The following is a 22,033-nucleotide window of genomic DNA, read 5'->3' as shown; positions in this document are numbered from 1 at the left end:
GAACTATGTTTGAAAGCCAACCAAACAACAAAAAGCCTATGGAGATCCCTATGCCTTTTGCCAGCTCTTTCGTGACTAAAACACTGTCTGCAGCCGCCCTCGGGGCGTCTGTTCTGTTTGCCGGATCCGCAGCCGCCCAGGAGTTGCCGGATACCATGACCTGGTCGTCCTATGATGTAGGGTCTGCGGGCTACGCCGAAGCGTCTGCCATTGCCGATGCCTTTGGCAAGAAATACGGTACCCGTGTCCGCATTCAGCCGTCCGGCTCTGCCATCGGGCGACTGCAGCCGTTGCTCAATGGCCGTGCTGACTATGCTTTCCTGGCTACTGAAACCTTCTTTGCTGCAGAAGGCATCCACGATTTCTCGACTCGCCGTTGGGGGCCGCAGGATCTGCGCGCTGTCGCCGGCAGGCCGTCCTCTTTTGGTATTTTCACGGCGGCTGACGCCAACATCATGAAGCTGGAAGACCTGAAAGGGTCCCGGTTTGCCTATGTAGCGGGTAACCCGTCCATCAACGTCAAGTGTGACGCCTTCCTGGCGTTTGTCGGTCTGACCCGTGACGACGTTGAAGCCATCATGTTCCCTACCTATGCCAGTACCATGAGCTCTCTGGCCCGTGGCGAGGCTGATGCTTCGTGCACCACCACTACCCCGAGTCACGTCTATGAACTGGCGGAATCGCCCCGGGGTATCCGCTGGCTTGACGTACCGAAAGACGATGAGGAAGGCTGGAAGCGCCTGCGTGAAGTGGCGCCGTTTTTCCAGCCCTACACTGAGACCATCGGCGCGGGCATCAGTGAAGAAAACCCGGTGGATATCTTCGCGTACCGGTATCCGGTGCTGACAGTGCGCGCCGACATGGATGAGGAAGCGGTCTACAACTACATCAAGGCGCTGGATGAGACCTACGGCATGTACAAGGATGCCACGGCAGCCATGCATCGCTGGGACCTTGAAGAAGCAGGAACCCCGGCGATCGATGTTCCTTTCCACGATGGTGCCATCCGCTACCTGAAGGAAAAGGGTATCTGGACCGAGGAACACCAGGCCTGGAACGACCAGCGCACCGAGCGCCTCAATGCACTGATGGATGCCTGGCCTGAAGCGCTGGCCGAAGCTGACGGCAAGAGCGACGAGGAGTTCGCCGAAATCTGGGAAGCTCACCGTACCCGCGCCCTAGAGTCCGTCAAGTAACCCTGCGATTCCCTCGCAAGGGCAGCCACCCGCCCGGGTGGCTGCCTGTTTTCCGGAGAAACCACGTCATGAGTGCTTCCACTTCCGCTGAGCAGGCGGCGCCTGCGGTTGAACCCAAGGCCGGCCGTCTCAGGGGGGCCGGGTACTGGGCCATTATCCTGCTGGGCAGCCTCGGTCTGCTTATGGCCATCAACCAGACCTTCAACCTGAAGCTGCTGGGCTTCGAGCCCCTTGGTAATGCCTATCTCTATTACCTGATCGGTATCTTTCTGGCAGCGGCCTACATAGCGTTTCCGGCCTGGAAGGGAGCGACAGACAAGGTTTCCTGGTACGACTGGCCCCTTGCCGGGCTAGCGCTGATCTGCGCCGGTTACCTGGGCTACCATGGCCTCACCATGATCAATTTTGGCTGGGAGTTCGAGGCACCCGTGGAAGCGACGGTGCTGTCGGGTATCCTTCTGGTGCTGATTCTCGAGGGTGTGCGGCGCTGTGGTGGGTGGCCCCTGCTCTTCGTGGCCCTGTTCTTCGGAACCTACCCCCTGTATGCCGACTCCATGCCCGGCTTCCTGTGGGGTAACCAGTACACCCTGCCGGAGATCATCCGCGCCCATGTTATTGGTGTGGAAAGTGTTATTGGCATTCCGATGCAGGTCGTTGCCCAGCTGGTGATTGGCTTTGTGGTATTCGGTGCGGCGCTGACTGCCACCGGTGGCGGTGAGTTCTTCATGCAGTTCGCCACCTCCCTGATGGGCAAGAGCCGGGGTGGTCCGGCCAAGGTGTCAGTGCTGTCCAGCGGTATCATGGGCAGCCTGTCCGGAAGTGTTATCTCCAACATCCTGACGACCGGCCCGATCACCATTCCGACCATGAAAAAAACCGGTTACCCGGCGCATTATGCCGGGGCCGTGGAAGCCTGTGCCTCCACGGGCGGCACGCTGATGCCTCCCGTGATGGGGGCGGTGGCCTTCATCATGGCCTCCTTCCTCGGCGTACCCTATGCCGAGATCATGATTGCTGCGTTCCTGCCGGCGCTGCTGTTCTATCTGGCACTGATCTTCCAGGTGGATATCTACGCGGCCCGGCGAGGCCTGAAAGGGCTGCCGGAATCCGAGATTCCGAACCTGTGGGAGACCCTCAAGGACGGCTGGCCCTACCTGCTGGCCCTGTTCATGCTGATCTACATGTTGCTGGTGATGCGCCTTGAGGCCTATGCCCCCTACTATGCCACCGTGGTGCTGCTGGGTATTTCCATGTTCAAGCGCAACCATCGCCTGAACCTAAAAAGGGCGCTGGCGTTCATGCAGGATCTGACCACCAGTGTGGCCAACCTGGTGGCGATTCTGGCAGGTATCGGCCTGGTGGTGGGCGGTCTTTCCTACACCGGGGTAGCGGGGGCCTTCTCCCGGGAACTGTTGCTCTACGCTGACGGCAGTATTCCGCTGATGCTGATTGCGGGTGCGGTGACCAGCTTTGTACTGGGTATGGGCATGACCGTCAGTGCCTGTTACATCTTCCTGTCGATCCTGCTGGCACCGGCACTGGTCAACGCCGGGCTCAATCCGCTCGCCAGTCACCTGTTCATTCTGTACTGGGGCATGCTTTCCTACATCACGCCTCCGGTTTCACTGGCGGCGATTACCGCCGCTGGCGTCGCCAATGCCAAGGCCGGCCGGACCGGTGTTTACGCCATGCGTCTGGGGGGCATCCTGTTCATCCTGCCTTTCCTGTTCGTGATCAACCCGTCGCTGATCCTGCAGGGGGAGATCAGCAAGATCCTGACCTCGGCCTTCACGGCAATCACTGCTATCTGGTTACTGTCTTCGGCCATGGAGGGATACCTGTACCGCATCGGTGTGCTCGCCTGGCCATCGCGGATACTGGTACTGGCTGCTGGTGGTGCGCTGATCTACCCGGAACTGATGACGGATCTGATCGGTTTTGGCCTGATCGCGGTGATTTATCTGAGCAGTCGTTTTCTTAACTACCCGGCTGTGACCATTGGCAGCAGCCGTTAAACACGTTTCAACGCAGTTGGTGAATACATCGTGATCAATAAAATCGGTAACTCCATGGCGGAGGCAGTCTCCGTCGTCAGGGATGGTGATGTCGTCATGATCGGCGGCTTCGGCAGTTCCGGTATCCCGCTGGAGCTGATCGAGGCGCTGCGTCGTCATGCTCCAAAGGACCTGACCATCATCTCCAACAACGCCGGTGTAGCGGAAGAGGGCATTGCCTCCCTGCTGCGGGACGGCCTGGTGCGCAAGATGGTGTGCTCCTTCCCACGGTCGAAAGGGTCGGTATGGCTGCAAAAGCGTTACAAGGAAGGCTCCATAGACTTTGAGTTGGTGCCCCAGGGGACGCTGGGTGAGCGTATCCGGGCCGCCGGCGCCGGGCTGGCGGCGTTCTATACGCCGACCGCCTACGGCACCCTGCTGGCTGAAGGCAAGGAAACCCGTGAGTTCAACGGTAAGGGCTATGTGCTTGAGACCGCCCTGCACGCCGATGTCGCACTGATCCGCGGGGAGAAGGGCGATGCCTGGGGCAATCTGACCTACAACACCGCCGGTCGCAACTTCAATCCGTCCATGGCCATGGCCGCGAAAACCACCATCGCCGAGGTAAAGCAAATCGTCGAAGTTGGTGATCTGGACCCGGAGGCCGTCGTTACGCCGGGTATCTTTGTGGACACTGTTGTCCTGCAGGAGGGGCTGCTCGATGCAATCGCTTAGTAAAGAAGATATGGCCCGCCGGGTAGCCCGCGACATCCCTGATGGCGCCTATGTAAACCTGGGGATTGGCATGCCGACGCAGGTAGCAAACTATGTATCTGATGACCGGCATGTGATATACCATAGCGAGAACGGCATCCTTGGGGTGGGGCCCGCACCGGCGCCTGGTGAGGAAAATCCGGACCTGATCAATGCCGGCAAGCAGTTCGTTACCTTGTTGCCGGGGGGCTGTTATTTCGATAATGCGGATTCCTTCGCCATGATGCGGGGTGGTCACCTGGATATTGCCGTGCTGGGTGCTTTCCAGGTGTCCGCCACCGGCGACCTGGCCAGTTGGGCGACCAATGACCTCAGTGAACCACCTGCAGTTGGTGGCGCCATGGACCTGGCTGTTGGTGCCCGACAGCTTTATGTACTGATGAAACATTGCACCCGTGATGGTGAACCCAAGATTCTGGGTGAGTGTGACTACCCCCTCACCGGCAAGGGCGTGGTCAACAGGATCTACACCGATCTGGCCGTGCTTGAGGTTACCGACGAAGGGTTGCGGGTCGTAGAGCTGGCTGGTGACAACACCCTGGAGCAGGTTCAGGCAGTGACGGGCGCCAGACTTCTGCCACCCCTGGCCTGATTCGCACCGCTGCTGTAAACATGGGCCGTGGCTGGTGCAGGCAGACTGTTCCACCCGGCCCTGAACGAGTCCTCCATGACACAGACAACTCCCGCCGGCCCGCTGACCCTGATACGGTCAGCGCTGGCCTATTTGGCATTGTTATGCGGTGTGTTATCGCTGATTCCCGGTATGGCCGTGGTCGGTGCATCTGCCATCGTGCTCGCGATTCTGCTGGGGTGGCGTGACCTGCGCCTGGTAGCCCGGGTCATTTTCGGACTGTTGGTGGTTATGTCCCTGCTGGCCCTGGTGGATGAGCCTGGTGCCCTGATGGACGGGGCCGTCAACATGACACGGCTGACCGCACTGATTCTGACCGTCATGCTGCTGTCCACACTGCTGGGCCGCTCCCGCGATCTTGAGCGAATTTCCGCCAGCCTGTTCGCCGGCCGGCCCACAGTCCGCTACCTGAGTGTGACGTTTGGCACCACGGTGCTTTCCGTGCCGTTGAACTTCGGCTCTGTCGGCGTTGTGTCATCAATGATTGCCGGACAAGTGAGGCGCCACGGGGACTCCGCCATGGCCCGCAATGCCGCCCGGGGTACCCTGAGGGGATTCGGGGCGTCACCGACCTGTTCCCCGCTGTCCATATCCGTCGTCATGACAGTTACGTTCCTGCCGGGGCTGCACAGCTGGCAGCTGATCTCGGTCAGTCTGCCCCTCGCCACCGTGTACCTGCTTAGCGGTCTGATATTCTCAGAACGGGAACCCGGAGGGCCCACCGGAGATAGTCAGGGCGAGAGTGGTCTGCAAAAGTACCTGCCCTGGTTACGTTTCATGGCGATCATTGGTGCCATCTGCCTCGGGGCTTTTGTACTCAGTGGGCCTTTTGGCCTCAGTTATTCCAAGGCTGTGACGCTCAGCTGCCTGGGCGCCGTCGGGGTGCTGTTCGCTCACGCCGTGAGCGGGTCCTCCTGCAGCCGGGGTAACCCGCTGCCATCCATGGCACCGGTGAGCAATGAACTGGTCATCGTGGGAGGCTCTGCGTTTCTCGGGGCGCTGATCAGCAGTTTTGCACTGAAATGGCTGGGGGCCGGATTCAGCCTTCCGGGCTGGGGTTATCCGGTGGTGGCGGCTCTCGTGCCCTGGGTCTTCTTTCTGGGGGGCATGATTGGTCTCAATCCCATCGTCATCGGGACGCTGACCGGTGGCGTACTGGGGCCGATCTGGTTGCCGGAAGCGGTGCTCGGACTTGGTGTTGGCATGGTCTCAGGCTGGGGCATCACCACCGGGGGTACGCCGTATTCAGCCAACTCGTTGCTGATGGAGCGGGTGACCGGATACTCCGCCAAGGTAGCGGCCTACCGCTGGAACCTGGCCCATTCCATTCTCAGCCTGCTGATTGGCGGCCTGCTCGCCGCTGCGCTGACAGCCTGGCTGGCGGTATAGCGCTGCCAGCCAGGCTTCGTGGGGGCTGATCAGGGCTTCGGGCCCCCCATCATGGTTTCCAGGTCCTTCGGATTCGGCACGCCGGGCTTCATGGCGATCTTGCCCTCCGGATTCCTGTAAAAGGTGCTGGGGGTGGCTTGCAGGCCGAGGCTGCTCATCAGTTCGCCGTTGGCCATTACGTCGTTATAGGTCTGGCTGACCACGGACCTGTCCACCTCGATGCCCCCGTTCTCGTAATTTTCATGGTGTTCCCGGAGGGCCTTTTCAGGGTCGTCCGCTGCCAGGATGGTGGCGGCCTTGGGTGCACTGTCTTCCTTCAGAATACCCACCATAATATGGCGCAACTGTACCTTGCCGGCCTGGATCCAGGGGTCGGCCATCTCCCGGAACCGGTAGCAGTAGGGGCAGTTCGGATCGGTGAAGGTGTACAGCACAACGTCGGCATCATCGGAACCATCGGCAACCCAGTCGCTGTCTTCCAGCTGGCCCCAGGCTTCCGCAAAGCGTGGCTCCATCAACAGCTTTTCCACCTGCTCCTGGGAGATGTTGGTGCCATCTTCTGCCAGCAGCGTGCCGATGATCACATGCTTGCCGTCGGCGGTCAGGAATGCCGACATGGGGCGGCCCTGCATTTCCCCCACATAGCCTTTCATACCTCCCGGGGCGTCGAATTCCCCGACGATCTCTGCGCCCCGGGACTCCAGCTGCGCAATGGCCCGCGGATAGTCTTCTGCAATAGCGGTGGTGGCGGTCAGTGTCAGCAGAGCGCCGGCCAGGGCTGCGGCGTTTCCTCGCGCGCGGTTTGCATGTAAACGAATTGGCATATCGATATAGCTCCTTTTGTGGTCAGTGGCTCCTGACCGGGGAGCAGGCGTGGAGTTCCGTGGGTATATAGGTGGATTTGCGGTGGCTATCCCCCAGGCAACCTGTTAATGTGCCCGCATCCTGCCTCTAAGGATCCGCAGTTTTTGGCGTACAGCCTGCTAGCGAATACTTCATACGACCCGCCAGAGGACGTCCTCCCGTTACCGGTGAGCGACTGTAGTCGTCTTATTCCCATGCATCGTCATGGCATCTGCCCGCGTTGATTACCGGTTTATCCCGGCGTTCGTGGAGGCAGAACAATCAAGAGTTTACCCAATATGAGTTTTTCTTCCCTCGGTCTTTCCGAGCAACTGGTCCGTGCAACTACCGACCAGGGTTATGAAACCCCGTCTCCCATCCAGCTCCAGGCGATTCCTGCCGTACTGTCCGGCAAGGATGTGATGGCAGCCGCCCAGACCGGCACCGGCAAGACCGCCGGTTTTACACTGCCGTTGCTGCAGCGGCTCAGTGAAAATCCCCGCGATGGCAAGGGTCCACGGGCCCTGATCCTGACGCCGACCCGTGAACTGGCGGCCCAGGTACACGACAGCGTGAACCTCTACAGCAAATACGTGCCCACCAAGGCTGCCGTGGTATTCGGTGGCGTCAAGATCAACCCGCAGATGATGAAGCTGCGCAAGGGTCTGGACGTGCTGGTAGCGACCCCCGGCCGTTTGATGGATCTGTATCAGCAGAACGCCGTACGCTTCAACGAAGTGGAAATTCTGGTGCTGGACGAAGCGGACCGCATGCTCGACATGGGCTTCATTCGCGACATCCGCAAGATCCTGGCGTTGCTGCCGGCCAAGCGGCAGAACCTGCTGTTCTCGGCGACCTTCTCCAATGAGATCCGGACCCTGGCCCAGGGCCTGCTGAACAACCCGGTGCAGGTAGAAGTCGCCGCCCGTAATACCACCGCTGAAAAGGTCAAACAGTCGGTCTATCCGGTGGATCAGAGCCAGAAAAGTGCGCTGCTGAGCAAGCTGGTACGGGACAATGACTGGGACCAGGTGCTGGTATTCACCCGCACCAAGCATGGCGCCAACCGCCTGACCAAGAAGCTGGAAAGCGACGGCATTACCGCTGCTGCGATCCACGGCAACAAATCCCAGGGCGCCCGTACTCGTGCCCTGGCGGAGTTCAAGCAGGGGGACATCCGCGTGCTGGTCGCGACTGACATTGCGGCCCGTGGCCTGGACATCAAACAGTTGCCCCAGGTGGTCAACTTCGAGCTGCCCAACGTGCCGGAGGACTATGTTCACCGTATCGGCCGTACCGGCCGCGCCGGTGAAAGTGGCCATGCCCTGTCGCTGGTAAGCGCAGACGAAGGCAAACTGCTGGCGGGTATCGAGAAGCTGATCAAGAAGCAGCTGCCCCGCCAGGAAGTGGAGGGTTTCGAGCCCCAGAACAACCTGCCGCTCAAACCGAAGGCCAAGGCTGACCCGAGCCGGGCCCGTAACCGCAGTGGCGGCGGTGGCAATGGTCGCAGCGGCGCAGGTCGCCCCGGTGGTCAGCGCCAGGCCAGCCCGGGTGCGGGTGGTCGCGGACGTGGTCGTGGTCAGGGCCAGGGTCGTTCAGGCCAGCGACAGTCTGCCTGATGTGACCTGAACCATAGCCAGGCTAAAAAGCCGCTTCCGGGTAACCGGAAGCGGCTTTTTTTTGTGTCTTGTGGGGCCGAAAAAAAGCGGGGTACCGGAATACCGGCCCCCGCAAAGGGAGAACGCGACCGGCACCACCAGTCCAGGGTACCGGGCACGGTCGTCTCACACTGCAAATCAGAAGCTGTAGGTGAAGCCCACCATGTAGACCATGGGGTCGATGTCGACATCTACCTTGGCGGTGCCAAGTTTGGTGCCAGCAGCATCGTAGGCGTTGATTTTGGCGGTAGTGTCAATGTCCGCGTACCAGATGCCCGCGTTGATACCAAAGCGATCATCCAGGCGGATATCCACACCAATTTCAGCAGCAACACCAAAGCTGTCATCCAGGTCCATGTCGGTCGAGCTGACCACGCCACCACCGAGGTAGTTGTCTACCGCACCAGTCAGTGTGTCGCTGGTTTTTTCCTCAAAGAACACGGTGTAGTTCACACCCACGCCAACGTAAGGCTGGACCTTATGACTGCTGTGCAACGGGTAATACTGTACGGTCAGAGTGGGGGGCAGATGCTTTGTGCTGCCGAGATCCGCAGCCTTGGGCAGGCTGCCTGACCCATACAGATTGTGTTGGAACGGAGTAGCAGCGAGCAGGCTCAGGCCGAAAGAATCGGTCATCATCCAGGTGCCGGACAGCCCCAGCTGGGTGTCAGAGTCGACGCCTACTTTCCAGCCTTCATCAGCGAGACCAGTCCCGGCCAGACCGACGTTATCACTGGACTCGTTCGGATCGACAGTAACAGCGCCGGCGCGGACGATTATGTCACCAGCCTGATAAGCCTGTGCGGAGCCTGCTGCAAGCAAGCCGGCTGCGAGGATGCCCAGAGTGAGTTTACGGGACATAGAAATGACTCCTTGACCAAAAGTTAATGATGGGCCAAGGCTACACCGGTGGTGACAAAGAAAATTGATCTAACGCAAGTGATACCAGAGGCTGCAGGGAATGCGATCGGAACATTGATCCAGCTCAAAAGGTCCGGATTGGACCCAACAGGCCGGAGGGGGGATTGGGTCAGGCCTGCTTCGTGTCGTCCTGCGGATCTTGCTGAACGAAAACGTCCCGCACGGACAGGGGATGGCCCTCGGCATCCTGCACTTCCAGCTGGCGGATGGGCTGCCCGGTGCGCCGGTCACGCAGGTCCAGGGGGGGCTTTTCAGGACAGGGGTTGTACTTGTCGCCCCACTGGCGCAGGGCAATAACCACCGGGAACAGGTCGCGGCCCTTGTCGGTCAGGCGGTACTCGAAACGGGGGCCGTGCTCCCCCACATCCACCTTGCGCAGTACGTCGTTGTCCACAAGGCGGCACAGGCGGTCCACCAGGATATTGCGGGCAATGCCCAGCTCCTGCTGGAAGTCCACAAACCGGCGGGTGCCGTACATGGCCTGCAGCACAATCAGTAGCGACCACCAGTCACCCACCTCATTGAGTGCACGCGCAACTGAACAACTTGAATCGTCAAAACGTTTTCTGGCCATGGTTAAATTGTACCCAACAGGGTTGCAAACTGAAACCGGATTTAATAAGGTTGCTTAATGAAACCAGATTTCCGGGCCCGTCCCGATCACCTATAACGCAGGAGTGATACCCCCATGTCCATGAATCTTGGCCCCCTGTTCGAACCGTTCGAAGTGAAATCCCTGAAACTGGCCAACCGAGTGGCCATGGCGCCCATGACCCGGAATTTTTCCCCGGGCAACGTGCCCACGGATGATGTGGTGGCCTACTACAAGCGTCGCGCTGAAGGCGGCGTCGGACTGATCATTACCGAGGGTACCACTGTCAATCATCCAGCCGCCAACGGCTACGAGAATGTGCCTTTCTTCCATGGTGAGAAGGCGCTGGCCGGCTGGAAAAAGGTAGTGGACGCAGTCCATGAGGCTGGCGGAAAGATCTTCCCCCAGCTCTGGCACGTGGGTGCGGTGCGCAAGGAAGGCATGGAGCCGGATCCTTCGGTGCCGGGCTATGCGCCTTCCGGCATGAATCGTCCGGGCAAGGTGGTCTGCAAGGTCATGACCAGGGAAGACATCCAGGACGTGGTCAGGGCCTTTGCCGATGCGGCCGCTGACGCCAAGGCCATCGGCTGCGACGGCGTGGAAGTCCACGGTGCACACGGTTACCTGATCGACCAGTTTTTCTGGGAAGGCACCAACCAGCGGGACGATGAATACGGCGGCAGCATGGCCAACCGCCAGCGTTTTGCCATCAAGATCATCGAAGCCATCCGTGAAAAAGTCGGCCCGGACTTCCCCATCATGCTGCGTTTCTCCCAGTGGAAGATGCAGGACTACGACGCCAGGTTGTGCCAGACCCCTGAAGAGCTGGAGGCTTTCCTCAAGCCCCTGGCGGATGCCGGTGTGGATATCTTCCACGCCTCCACCCGTCGCTTCTGGGAGCCGGAGTTTGAAGGTTCCAGCCTCAACCTGGCCGGCTGGGTGAAGAAGCTGACCGGACTGCCCACCATGTCTGTCGGCAGCGTTGGCCTGACCGAGGACTTCATCGCCGGCACCTTTGCCAGCAAGAAGGAAGCGGTTGAAGACGCCGGTATCGACGAGCTGATCGAGCGCATGAACAACGACGAGTTCGACCTGATCGCTGTTGGCCGGGCCCTGCTGCAGGATCCTGAATGGCTGATCAAGGTGAAGGAAGGCCGCGCCGAAGAGGTAGAGCCTTTCCGCAAGGCGTCTCTGGGTGAGCTTTACTGAGCGCCGTGCATTACGGCACCCGCTCTTTCTGAACGGGTGCCGCTGTTTTCAGCTGGCCGGATTCAGTCCGTGGACTTCCAGGCGCCAAATGAGCCCAGGAAGACATCCACCTTGCTGAACCCGGCCCGTTCCAGCACCGAGGCGGCAATCGTCGCCCGGGCACCGCTGGCGCACATGACCGTGTAGTGCCGGGCCTTGTCCAGCTGGTCTGTGTTGTCTGCCAGTTCCCCCGCATAGATGTGCACCGACCCTTCAATTGCTTCCTCCTCGTACTCTGTCTTGCTGCGTACATCCAGTAATTGCCAGTTCTCCGGCGGGTTCCGGAAGCGTTCCCGGATATCGTCCACGTGCATAACAGGCAGAGAGTGAAATGGAAGCCCGCGGGCTGACCATTCCGGCATGTCGGTGGTGAGGAAACCGGTCAGGTTGTCCAGGCCGATTCGTATCAGGTGCTGCGCTGCTTCACGGGCTTGTCCGGGGTCTGAAGCCACGAGTACCACTGGCTGGCCGGGCTCGATATACCAGCCGGCGAAGGCGGGGATCATCGGCGCTGGAATGGCCAGGCTGCCGGGCAGGTGAGCCCCGAGAAAGGCACTGACCGTGCGCACATCCACGATGGCAGTCTCTGCGGGCAGCTTCCGGAATTCCGCCGGTGACAGGGGGCGTGGCGTTACGACTACTGGGGCCGGCTCGGCTCCGGTCAGATTGAGCTTTTCCATCAGCCGGAAGTACGGGGGCTGGTAATGATGTTCGGCGAGCTTGGCGTCGATAAAATCGTTGCGGGACAATCCAAGCATGTCGTTGTGCTTGCGCTCGTACCCCAGGGAAGAAAACTCCCTGTCAGCCATGTTGTCACCGCATACCGAGCCCGCGCCATGGGCGGGATAGACCAGGGCCTGATCGCCGAGTTTCAGGATTTTCTGCAGGCTGTCACAGAGCATGCCGGCCACCTCCCCGGCCCGGTCCGGGTAGAAGTCCGTGCGGCCCACGTCACCGATAAAAAGGGCATCCCCGGTGAACACGCCTATCGCGTCCTCGCCGAAGTCTGTGTCGTATATGGCGAAGGACAGGCTGTCGTCGGTATGGCCCGGAGTTTCCAGTACCCGGACCCTCAGGTTGCCGAACTCGAAGGTGTCTCCGTCCCGTGTGGTGTCCGCGTAGGCAACGTCACCGGCGGCATTGGGGCCATGCAGAACCCGAGCGCCGGTGAGGCTGGCCAGTATGGGTGCCCCGGATATCAGGTCCTCGTTCCTGTGGGTCTCGAAAATATGGGTGATGCGGCAGCCGGCCCTGGCCGCTTCCTCCACATAGATCTCGCAGTCCCGGCGGGGGTCGACAACAAAGGCCTGCCCGTCATTGCCCACCAGGTAGGAGAGGTGGGACAGTCCTTCCGATTTGACCTTGTGAACAAACATTGGAGCCTCCTGCTGATGTTGATAGCCATGTAACAGGGGTAGCACACATCAGCAGGGGGTGAAGGGACGTAACGATTACGATTCTGTCAGTGGCGGCCCTGATGCGGATTCTGGCCAGAGCCCATGGCCCAGTGATGAGGTTGGTGATGGTTCCCGTAGGCCATCAGGCCGATATAGCCCAACCCGTTGAGTATGGCCGTGTCTTCCGGGTCTTCGCTGGTGGTCGTGATCCTGTATCGGTCGCCCTGGCTCCCGACAATCATCTCCCAGCCGGTTTCCCGGCGTAGCTGTTCGGGGTGTGCGGCCAGTACCCGTTCCAGTGCCTCTTCGGCGCGGGAGGTTAATGGGGCAACCAGCAATGTAACGCCTTGGTTTATTGGCCGTTTTTCGAGGACCTCGACGTTCTCGGCGATGTCCTTCATATCCAGCAGGTGCTGGCGCAGTGCTTCCAGGTCAACCTTGCTCCAGTCGGTATCCGGGTTCTGCTGAAGGTGTTGGATGACCTCCTGGATGGTTCCAAAGATCGCGTTGCCCGGCTCGGTCAGCGCTGGCTGCTTCATGGCAGAGGAATGACTCCCGCCGTGGGCATCATGCTGGGTATGATCCTGGCTGTATACCGGCAGGGTCAGGGCACACAACAGAAGGCTCAGGGTGGTTTTTTTCATTGTCTGCTCACTCTACAGGATGGTGTGGTTCTGTTAAGACGAGAACTTCTGACAGTAGTTCCATACGTCATTTCTGGCAAACGGGACTGGTTTCCGCTGGATCGATCGGGATGTTTCCGGGGGACGGTTGTCACCAGGGTGTAAAAGCCTTGTAAACATGGCCACTTGACCTACTCTGCGGCCATCGCATTACCGATAATCCATCCTGACTTGACTGACCGTGAGTGAGGATGGACATGGCAACGCCGGTAAAGGGCGGATTTCACAGGGGCCTTGGCGGCTTTCTGCTGCTGGTACTGGTGGCAGCGGGCCTGGTAGCGGGTTGGTGGTACCTCAGCCGTCCGGTTGCGGAGGCAGCGGTTCTGACCGTACCGGTTGAACGGGGTGACCTGGAAGACCTGGTCACAGCCACCGGTGTACTCCAGCCCCGGGATTATGTGGACGTGGGCGCCCAGGTATCGGGCCAGCTCGACACCATCCATGTGCGTACCGGTGACCGGGTTCGCAAGGGTGATCTGCTGGCGGAAATCGACCCGACTGTCTACGTGGCCCGGGTTGACGCCACCCGTGCCCAGCTGCGTAATCAGCAGGCCCAGCTGATGGAGCGTGAAGCCCAGCTCACCCTCGCCCAGATCCAGCACCGCCGCCAGCAGAACCTGCTGAAAGAGGAAGCCACCAGCCGCGAAGCTGCCCAGGTGGCGGAAGCCACACTGCGTTCTGCCCGTGCCCAGATCGAAGCCATCAGCGCCCAGATCCAGCAGACCGAATCCACCCTGCGGGCGGAAGAGGCCAACCTGGAGTACGCGAAGATCTATGCCCCCATGGACGGCACTGTTGTCTCCATCGAGGCCCGTCAGGGCCAGACCCTCAATACCAACCAGCAGGCCCCGGTGCTATTGCGCATCGCCGACCTGTCCACCATGACCGTGGAAGCCCAGGTGTCCGAAGCGGATATTGGCAAGTTGCGAACCGGTATGCCGGTGTACTTCACCACCCTGGGCAGTCAGCAGCGGCGCTGGGAGAGCACCCTCGACCGGCTGGAGCCAACCCCCACGGTGGAAAACAACGTCGTGCTGTACAACGCGGTATTCGAGGTGCCCAATCCGGAGGGGCGCCTGATGACGCAGATGACGGCCCAGGTTTTCTTCATTAACAATGCCGCCAGGAATACCCTGCTTGTGCCGGTCACTGCCATACAACGGAGCGGGCAGAGGGCCACGGTTCAGGTAGTGGGTGCTGACGGTCAGGCGCAGCAGCGGGAGGTTACTGTGGGCGTTACCAACCGGGTACAGGCAGAAATCCGCGACGGCCTGGAGGAGGGCGAAGAGGTAGTCAGCAGCCCCCGGTCTGCCGGCGCCAAAAGTGACGGTAACCGGGACCGCCGCATGGTCGGTATGAGGTTCTGACCGTGACCACACCGCTGATCGAGCTACGGGACATCACCCGCACCTATTACAATGGTGAAGTGGCGGTACCGGTGCTGCGGGGCATCAACCTGGCCATCCGCCGGGGAGAGTTCGTGGCCATTATGGGCGCCTCGGGGTCCGGCAAGTCCACGCTGATGAACATCCTCGGGTGCCTGGACCGGCCCAGCAGCGGACAGTACCGGTTTGATGGCGAGGACGTATCCGCCCTGGACAGTGACGGCCTGGCCCGCCTGCGCCGGGAGGCGTTCGGCTTTGTCTTCCAGAGCTACAACCTGTTGCCCGGTGCCTCCGCCGCCGAAAATGTGGAAATGCCGGCCAGCTACGCCAGCCTCAAGGCCCGCGAGCGCCATGCCCGGGCAAGGGCCTTGCTGGCGCGACTGGGCCTGGACGAGCGCATGGGCCACCGGCCGGGCCAGCTTTCCGGCGGTCAGCAGCAGCGGGTGTCCATCGCCCGGGCGCTTATGAATGGCGGCGAGATCATCCTGGCTGACGAGCCCACCGGGGCCCTTGACAGCCAGAGTGGCCGGGAAGTCATGGCCCTGCTGCAGGAGCTCTCCGACGAAGGCTACACCATTGTCCTGATTACCCATGACAGCAAGGTGGCGGACCACGCCCACCGGCGCATCGAGATTGCCGACGGCCAGATCATCAGTGACCCCGGCCCTGATCTCTCCCGCCAGCCAAAACCGCTGCAACGGGAACCCCTGCAGCACTCGCCATCACTGCTCCGGGAGCTCTACCAGGGCGCCCGCACCGCGATGCGATCCATGACCGGCAACCTGTTTCGCACGGCGCTGACGCTGTTGGGCATTGTCATCGGGGTGGCGTCGGTGATCACCATGCTCGCCATCGGTGACGGCGCACGGGAGCAGGTGGTAGAGCGCATCAGTGCCATGGGCAGCAACCTGTTGCTGGTCCGGCCGGGGGCCCCGGGGCAACGGCGGGGCAGTTGGAACATCGCCACCCTGGTTCCGGAGGACGTGGATGCCATCAACACCCTTCCCAATATCACCGCGGCGATTCCTGAGCTCACGGGCAGCCAGACCCTGCGATATGACAACGCCGACCACCAGGCGGAAGTGAACGCCACCTCCTGGCAGTTTCCTGTCGCCCGTCAGTGGCCGGTGGCACGGGGCAGCTTCTTTGACCAGTTCGATGAGAGCGAATACGCGCCGGTGGCCGTGCTGGGCAAGACCACCGCAGAGGCCCTGTTTGGCCAGCAGGATCCGCTGGGCCATTACATCATGATGAACAACGTATTGTTCCAGGTTGTCGGTGTGATGGACGAGCGGGGCGCCTCACCCATGGGCCAGGACCAGGATGATGTGGTTTTCGTGCCCTACACAACCGGAAGCATGCGCCTGTTCGGCCAGCGCCATCTGCGCAACGTGACCATCGCCGTGGACGATACCACCCTGATGGACGAGGTGCAGGCCCAGGTGCATCAGCTGCTACTCCAGCGCCACGGCGTGGAGGATTTCCAGATTCGCAATATGGCCTCGCTGATCGATACCGTCTCCGAAACCCAGGATACCTTCACCTGGCTGCTCGGGTCGGTGGCGGCCATATCGCTGCTGGTGGGGGGCATTGGCGTTATGAACATCATGCTGGTGAGTGTCACCGAACGTACCCGGGAAATCGGTGTCCGCATGGCCACCGGCACCCGCACCCGCCATATCCTGCAGCAATTCCTGCTGGAGGCCCTGGCGGTGTCGGCGCTTGGCGGGCTGATCGGTGTCGCGCTGGGTCTGGGGGCGGCCGCCACCATTAACGGGCTGGGAACACCGGTCAGTTATTCACTGTTGCCGGTGGTGCTGGCCTTTGGCTGCGCCTTCGGTACCGGCCTGCTGTTCGGTTTCCTGCCCGCCCGCAAGGCGTCGCGGCTGGATCCGGTCACGGCACTGGCGACGGAATAGGGGGGCATATGCTCAACGCTTGCATCAGAACGGTAGTGGTTACGGGAATTATCCTCGCCCTTGCCGGTTGTGCCACCACCGTGCCGGTTGAGCAACCGGACCTGCCGGCGGCAGATCAATGGAACGCACCGCCGATGGAAAGTGCCCAGGCGCCGGATCAACAGTGGTGGCAGGCCTTCGGTTCGGAGCAGCTCAATGGCCTGATCGAGCAGGCCTTTGCCGGCAGCCCGGACCTGGCGGCGACGGCCGAGCGGGTGTTCCAGGCAGAGCAGCAGGTCCGGGTCGCCGGCAGTAGTCTGTTCCCGTCCCTGAATCTTAATGCCAGCACCGGGGAGCGAGCCACGGATGATGGTGGCTCCGAAAGCCGCAGTGAGTCCACCTCCGCCAACCTTAATGTGAGTTACGAGCTGGATCTCTGGGGCCGGCTGGCGGCGTCACGGGATGAATCGGAAGCGGGGTACCGGGCCACGGTGTTCGAATACGACAGTGCCCGCCTGTCCCTGGCCAGCAGCGTCGCCACTACCTGGTTCCGGCTGATGGCCCTGGAGGAGCAGTTACGGGTGGCCCGGGAAAACCTGGCCATCGCCGAGCGCACTGAGGACATTGTGGATGCCCGCTACCGCAACGGGGCGGCCAGTCGCGCCGAGCTGCTGCGCCAACAGACGGAAGTGCTCAACCAGCGGGCCAGCCTGGAACCTGTCGCGTTGGAATACCGGCAAACCCGGTCCGCGCTGGCGGTACTGGTTGGGGTCTCGCCCCTGGATTTCGAGGCCGACGCGGGGACCCAATCACTGATGGACCTGACACTCCCTGCCGTGGATGCCGGGTTGCCATCCGACCTGCTCACACGGCGGCCGGACCTGGCCAGTGCCGAGGCGCAACTGCAGGCAGCGGACGCCAACCTGGCCCGGGCCCGGGCCGCCTGGCTGCCGTCGGTATCCCTTGGCCTGAACGCCGGGGCCAGCACCGCGAACCTGGCGAGTCTGGCCAATCCGGTGGAAACCCTGGGCTGGACCATCACCCTGGCCCAGAGCCTGTTTGACGGCGGCGAGCGGGATGCTCAAACTGCTATCAGCGAGTCCCGCCGCCGTGCCCTGGTGGAAGACTACCGTGGCGCGATACTCTCCGCCCTGCAGGAAACTGATGATGCGCTTGACCGACTACAGACCAGTGAGCGTCGGGAGGCCCTGCAGCAGACGGTGAGTGAGCGGGCCGGGCGTACCCTGGAGCTGACCGATTTGCGTTATCGCGCCGGCAGTGATGAACTGCTGACCCTGCTGGATGCCCAGCGCACCCTGTTCCAGACCCGGGAGCAGCTGGTGCAACTGCGACTGACCCGTCTGCAGGCCACCGTAGATCTATACAGGGCGGTTGGTGGAGGCTGGAGTCAGACAAAGGAAGATGAATAAGCGTTCATTTTTCGACGGGATGCTGAGCCGGTATCTTGGTTTATCAAACAGAGACGGAAGGAACAGCAGTTGGCCAGCCTGATGGTCACGACAAGCCCATGACCGACCCCGCCAATCTCCAGGAAGTCCTCGATCGTATTACCGAAACCGCCACCGGCCGGCCTCGGGTGACCCTGGGTGCGATTATCGACACCGTGGGGCGCCGCTCCTATGGCCCGGTGCTGATGATCATCGGTATCCTGCTGTTCTCACCGTTAAGTGGCATTCCCGGGGTGCCGACCCTCAGCGGACTGCTAATCCTGTTTATCTCTGTCCAGATGCTGGTGCTCAGCGGTGGCTTCTGGCTGCCAGAGCTGCTCATGAACCGCTCCCTGCCCACGGAAAAACTCCTCCGTGGCATCCGCTTTATCGAACCGGCGGCGGCCTATATCGATGCACGGCTTCATCCTCGCCTGGAACTGGTGGTAAGACGTCCGGGCAGTTACCTGCTCGGAGGCGTGTGTGTGCTGATCGCCTGCGCCATGCCATTGATGGAGATCATTCCTTTCTCTGCCACCGGTGCCGGGTTTGCCATCGCCGTATTTGGCCTCGCCATGGTCTCGCTGGACGGATTACTGGCAATTCTGGGGCTGATCTACACGGTGACCATTGCCGGCCTGATTGCTGTTAACATGCTCTGATCGTTTCGCCTGTGTGGTTGCCCCGCCGGAGTTGCAGGGTCAGCCGGGCGTTGCCACCGACGAGTTGTTCAGTCATGGCCAATACGCGAACTGCCCTTTGGGTGATTGTTGTCGCCCAGTTTTTCGGAACCTCGCTGTGGTTCACACCCAACGCTGTTATGCCCGGCCTGGCAGACGCCTGGGGCGTGACCGCGGAAGATCTGGGCCGCCTGACCGGCTCGGTGCAGCTGGGTTTTATCATCGGTACCCTTGCCTTTGCCCTGTCCGGGCTGGCGGACCGCTGGCGGGCAAGTCGAATTTTTCTGGTCAGTGCGGTCACCGGCGCCCTGGCCAACGGCCTGTTCGCGTTGTCCCCCTCCCTGGAAACCGGTCTGGCCTTGCGGTTTGCCACCGGGCTTTGTCTAGCGGGCATCTACCCGGTGGGCATGAAGCTGGTGGCCAGCTGGGCCCCCGAGAAAAAGGGTCTGGCCCTTGGCTGGCTGGTGGGCATGCTGACCCTCGGCACGGCCTTCCCGCACCTGGTGCGTGCCATCAGCCCTGGCTGGGGCTGGCAGCCGGTGATTCTGGCCTCTTCCGTACTGGCGGTTTCAGCCGGACTGATGATAGCCAGGCTGGGAGATGGTCCGGGCCTGCCTGCGACGGGATGCTTCGACTGGGGCGGTGTGGTCCGGTCATTTGCCGAGCCCCGTTTCCGGGCGGCGGCCCTGGGGTATTTCGGCCACATGTGGGAACTGTATGCGGTGTGGGCACTGGCACCCTTGCTGGTGGCCGCAAGCCTGGGCCAGCACGGGAATGATCCGGCCCTGGTATCGATCACCTCCTTTGCCTTTATCGCTGCGGGTACCGTGGGGTGCGTTCTCGGCGGCATGCTCAGCCGTCGGGTCGGTAGTGCCCGGGTGGCGTTCGGCGCCCTGTGGGTGTCCGGGCTGATGTGCCTGTTGTGGCCGTGGTTCGGAGCGGTTCCCACCTGGCTGGCCGTGATCCTTCTGCTGGTCTGGGGCATGGCGGTGATTGCGGACTCGCCGCAGTTTTCGGCACTGGCGGCGGAAGCGGCCCCCGGCCATGCTGTCGGCAGTTCCCTGGCCATCATGAACAGCATCGGCTTTCTGCTGACGGTGTTTGCCATCGAACTGACCGCCAGCTACTGGCAGTCCCTGGGCACCGGCGTTACCTGGCTGTTGGTCATCGGCCCGGTGCTGGGGCTGCTGGCGCTGATGCCGTTATGCCGTGATCGTTGATGTGTTGCCAAGGCAAGGAGGAGGGTGCAGGATGAGTGCTCTTTCCAACCCTGTGAGGAAACCGGTCCATGCCCTACGTAAACATCAAGATCACCGACGAGAACGTGTCCGCCGAGGACAAGAAAGCCCTGATTGAAGGCGCGACCAGGCTGCTTCAGGATGTGCTGGGCAAGAACCCGGCCACAACGGTTGTGGTGATCGACGAAGTGAACACCGATAACTGGGGCATTGCCGGCGAGCCGGTGACTGAGCGCCGCAAACGCGGGCAGTAGGGCCACCTCCCCCGGTGTTCCTGCTGGAGCCGTCTGACTGGAGTCTCGTCCAGGCGCTGATTGTTTTCGGTGTCTGTGCGCTGGTTATTGCCATTGCCGGCACCCGGATTACCCGGGTGGTGGATCAGCTGGCTGACCGTACCGGCATCGGTGAAGCCGCGGCCGGTGCGGTGCTGCTGGGCGCAGCCACGTCCCTTGGCGGTTCGGTCCTTTCCGTGACCGCGGCCTGGAACGGCCATGCGGAACTGGCGGTCAGTAACGCCCTGGGCGGTATTGCCGTGCAGACCTTCTTCCTGGCCGTGGCGGATATGGTTTACCGCCGCGCCAACCTGGAACACGCTGCCGCTTCCGCCCCTAACATGATGCAGAACGGGCTGCTGATCTGCCTGCTGACCGTGATCATGCTGGCACCGATGCTGCCGGATATTACCGTGTTCGGCATTCACCCGGTCACACCGGCCCTGTTCGGGTTCTACCTTTACGGCCTCAAACTGGTTCAGGGCGCGACTGAATCGCCGATGTGGCGCCCGGCCATGACGGTCGAAACCCGTGAAGACAAACCCGACGACACCACACTGATGCCCTCCATGGTGCGGCTGTGGTCGGAATTCCTCGGCCTGATGGCGGTACTGGGTGTGGCTGGCTGGGCACTGGAGCCATCGGCGACCACCATCGCCCGGGAAACCGGTCTGGGCCAGACCGTCGTTGGCGTCATGCTGACGGCCATCAGTACCTCCATTCCCGAACTGGTCACCTCGGTAGCGGCGGTACGCCGTGGTGCGCTTACCCTGGCGGTAGGGGGCATTATCGGCGGCAATGCCTTTGACACCCTGTTTACGGCAGCGTCTGACCTGGCCTACCGGGATGGTTCGATCTACCACGCCATGAGCAACGATGCCCGCTTCTGGGTGGCGCTGACCATTCTCATGTCCGGCATCCTGATGATGGGGCTGATCCGTCGGGAGCGGCAGGGCCCCGGACGAATCGGTGTTGAAAGCGTTGCCATCCTGCTGCTCTACCTGGGAGGTGTGTTCCTGCTGCTGAGTCAGTGATTTGCTCCGCCCGGCCATTGCCGTTACGTAACCCTGTGGAATGCCTGGCGTGTGTCCGGGCACTTGCAGAACCACTCCCCCAGCCCCATCCTAATGACCTTACCCACAACACTTCCACGGTCCGGTCAGCACAAGGTTCCATTGCGACAACCGGATTCGCGACAGGAGGACACTATGGCCTTTGACGCACTACCCCCCATCGGTATGGGAACCTTTCGCCTGAAAGGTGATGACGCCCGGGAGGCGGTCCGCAGTGCCCTGTCCCTGGGCTACCGCCACATCGACACCGCCCAGATCTATCGCAACGAGGCGGCAGTTGGCGACGGTATTACCACCAGCGGCATTCCCCGCCGGGAAATCTTCATTACCACCAAGATCTGGTTCGACAGTTACCACCGCAGTGACCTGATCAATAGCCTGCAAACCAGCCTGCAGCAGCTGAAAACCGACCATGTGGACCTGACCCTGATCCACTGGCCGTCCCCCGGCGATGAAGTGCCCATGGAGGAGTACCTGGGGGCGCTGAGAGAGGCCCAGAAGGAAGGCCTCACCGATCACATCGGTATTTCCAACTTCACCTGCGCCCAGATGGACCAGGCCAGGGAAATACTGGGGGATACGCCGATCTTCACCAACCAGGTGGAGGTGCATCCCTTCCTGGCCAACCGTAAGGTGGTGGAGCATGCCCAGCAGCTGAATATCCCGGTAACCGGGTATATGCCGCTGGCGGTGGGCAAGGTGATGGAAGATGA

20 protein-coding genes are annotated in these 22,033 nt (G+C 61.4%); 15 read left to right on the top strand and 5 right to left on the bottom strand.

The window, feature by feature from the left end; genetic code table 11:
- Positions 1–50 precede the first annotated feature (50 nt).
- The 5 genes from ACESMZ_RS12980 (at position 51) to ACESMZ_RS12960 (ending at position 5,984) form a co-directional block, all read left to right on the top strand.
- Positions 51–1,196: a TAXI family TRAP transporter solute-binding subunit gene (locus tag ACESMZ_RS12980; protein ID WP_372972747.1), complete on the top strand. Its 1,146-nt coding sequence runs from the start codon at positions 51–53 to the stop codon at positions 1,194–1,196.
- A 68-nt stretch (positions 1,197–1,264) separates the two neighbouring features.
- Entirely contained in the window at positions 1,265–3,211 is a 1,947-nt protein-coding gene (locus tag ACESMZ_RS12975) for a TRAP transporter permease (RefSeq protein WP_372972746.1), read from the top strand.
- A gap of 30 nt (positions 3,212–3,241) precedes the next feature.
- Positions 3,242–3,925 (top strand): 3-oxoacid CoA-transferase subunit A, encoded by a 684-nt coding sequence (locus ACESMZ_RS12970; RefSeq protein ID WP_372972745.1) that lies wholly within the window; start codon positions 3,242–3,244, stop codon positions 3,923–3,925.
- Positions 3,912–4,556 carry a 3-oxoacid CoA-transferase subunit B gene (locus ACESMZ_RS12965; protein ID WP_372972744.1) on the top strand — a complete coding sequence of 215 codons (645 nt, stop codon included), beginning with the start codon at positions 3,912–3,914 and terminating at the stop codon, positions 4,554–4,556. Before ACESMZ_RS12970 ends, ACESMZ_RS12965 begins: the two co-directional genes overlap by 14 nt.
- 75 nt (positions 4,557–4,631) lie before the next feature.
- Positions 4,632–5,984: a hypothetical protein gene (locus tag ACESMZ_RS12960; RefSeq protein ID WP_372972743.1), complete on the top strand. Its 1,353-nt coding sequence runs from the start codon at positions 4,632–4,634 to the stop codon at positions 5,982–5,984.
- Positions 5,985–6,013: 29 nt separating this feature from the next.
- On the opposite strand, the gene dsbG is transcribed toward ACESMZ_RS12960, so the two are convergent.
- Positions 6,014–6,808 (bottom strand): thiol:disulfide interchange protein DsbG, encoded by a 795-nt coding sequence (dsbG, locus tag ACESMZ_RS12955; protein ID WP_372972742.1) that lies wholly within the window; start codon positions 6,806–6,808, stop codon positions 6,014–6,016.
- Positions 6,809–7,126: 318 nt separating this feature from the next.
- Here dsbG and ACESMZ_RS12950 point away from each other — a divergent pair, with 318 nt between their 5' ends.
- A complete protein-coding gene (locus ACESMZ_RS12950; RefSeq protein ID WP_372972741.1) occupies positions 7,127–8,446 on the top strand; it encodes a DEAD/DEAH box helicase in 1,320 nt (439 codons plus the stop codon).
- 177 nt (positions 8,447–8,623) lie between these two features.
- On the opposite strand, the gene ACESMZ_RS12945 is transcribed toward ACESMZ_RS12950, so the two are convergent.
- Positions 8,624–9,346, bottom strand: coding sequence for an OmpW/AlkL family protein (locus ACESMZ_RS12945; protein ID WP_372972740.1), 723 nt, complete (start codon positions 9,344–9,346; stop codon positions 8,624–8,626).
- 169 nt (positions 9,347–9,515) lie between these two features.
- On the bottom strand, positions 9,516–9,980 hold the full coding sequence (locus tag ACESMZ_RS12940; protein WP_372972739.1) for a winged helix-turn-helix transcriptional regulator: 465 nt from the start codon (positions 9,978–9,980) through the stop codon (positions 9,516–9,518).
- A gap of 114 nt (positions 9,981–10,094) precedes the next feature.
- Between ACESMZ_RS12940 and ACESMZ_RS12935 the strand changes: the two genes are divergently transcribed.
- Positions 10,095–11,207, top strand: coding sequence for an NADH:flavin oxidoreductase (locus ACESMZ_RS12935; RefSeq protein WP_372972738.1), 1,113 nt, complete (start codon positions 10,095–10,097; stop codon positions 11,205–11,207).
- 62 nt (positions 11,208–11,269) lie between these two features.
- Here ACESMZ_RS12935 and ACESMZ_RS12930 read toward each other — a convergent pair whose 3' ends face one another.
- The gene (locus ACESMZ_RS12930) at positions 11,270–12,622 is read right to left on the bottom strand and encodes an MBL fold metallo-hydrolase (protein ID WP_372972737.1); all 1,353 of its coding nucleotides are present in this window, start codon (positions 12,620–12,622) and stop codon (positions 11,270–11,272) included.
- Between the two features lie 86 nt (positions 12,623–12,708).
- The gene (locus tag ACESMZ_RS12925) at positions 12,709–13,287 is read right to left on the bottom strand and encodes a hypothetical protein (protein WP_372972736.1); all 579 of its coding nucleotides are present in this window, start codon (positions 13,285–13,287) and stop codon (positions 12,709–12,711) included.
- A gap of 236 nt (positions 13,288–13,523) precedes the next feature.
- On the opposite strand from ACESMZ_RS12925, the gene ACESMZ_RS12920 reads away from it, so the two are divergent.
- From ACESMZ_RS12920 to ACESMZ_RS12885, 8 genes are all read left to right on the top strand, one after another.
- The gene (locus ACESMZ_RS12920; RefSeq protein ID WP_372972735.1) at positions 13,524–14,693 is read left to right on the top strand and encodes an efflux RND transporter periplasmic adaptor subunit; all 1,170 of its coding nucleotides are present in this window, start codon (positions 13,524–13,526) and stop codon (positions 14,691–14,693) included.
- Positions 14,694–14,695: 2 nt separating this feature from the next.
- A complete protein-coding gene (locus ACESMZ_RS12915; RefSeq protein WP_372972734.1) occupies positions 14,696–16,630 on the top strand; it encodes a MacB family efflux pump subunit in 1,935 nt (644 codons plus the stop codon).
- Positions 16,631–16,638: 8 nt separating this feature from the next.
- The gene (locus ACESMZ_RS12910; RefSeq protein ID WP_372958563.1) at positions 16,639–18,039 is read left to right on the top strand and encodes an efflux transporter outer membrane subunit; all 1,401 of its coding nucleotides are present in this window, start codon (positions 16,639–16,641) and stop codon (positions 18,037–18,039) included.
- 98 nt (positions 18,040–18,137) lie between these two features.
- A complete protein-coding gene (locus ACESMZ_RS12905; protein ID WP_372958562.1) occupies positions 18,138–18,719 on the top strand; it encodes an exopolysaccharide biosynthesis protein in 582 nt (193 codons plus the stop codon).
- 74 nt (positions 18,720–18,793) lie between these two features.
- Entirely contained in the window at positions 18,794–19,957 is a 1,164-nt protein-coding gene (locus ACESMZ_RS12900; RefSeq protein ID WP_372958561.1) for an MFS transporter, read from the top strand.
- A 68-nt stretch (positions 19,958–20,025) separates the two neighbouring features.
- Positions 20,026–20,229: a 2-hydroxymuconate tautomerase family protein gene (locus ACESMZ_RS12895; protein ID WP_372958560.1), complete on the top strand. Its 204-nt coding sequence runs from the start codon at positions 20,026–20,028 to the stop codon at positions 20,227–20,229.
- 14 nt (positions 20,230–20,243) lie between these two features.
- Entirely contained in the window at positions 20,244–21,281 is a 1,038-nt protein-coding gene (locus tag ACESMZ_RS12890; RefSeq protein ID WP_372958559.1) for a sodium:calcium antiporter, read from the top strand.
- Between the two features lie 174 nt (positions 21,282–21,455).
- The coding region (locus ACESMZ_RS12885) for an aldo/keto reductase (protein ID WP_372972733.1) at positions 21,456–22,033 on the top strand (578 nt) is incomplete at its 3' end.

Origin of the sequence: Marinobacter sp., assembly GCF_041690615.1 — a bacterium.
Taxonomy (GTDB): Bacteria; Pseudomonadota; Gammaproteobacteria; order Pseudomonadales; family Oleiphilaceae; genus Marinobacter.
The sequence above is the reverse complement of the archived record's forward strand: the minus strand, read 5'-3'. Positions and strand labels throughout refer to the sequence as shown.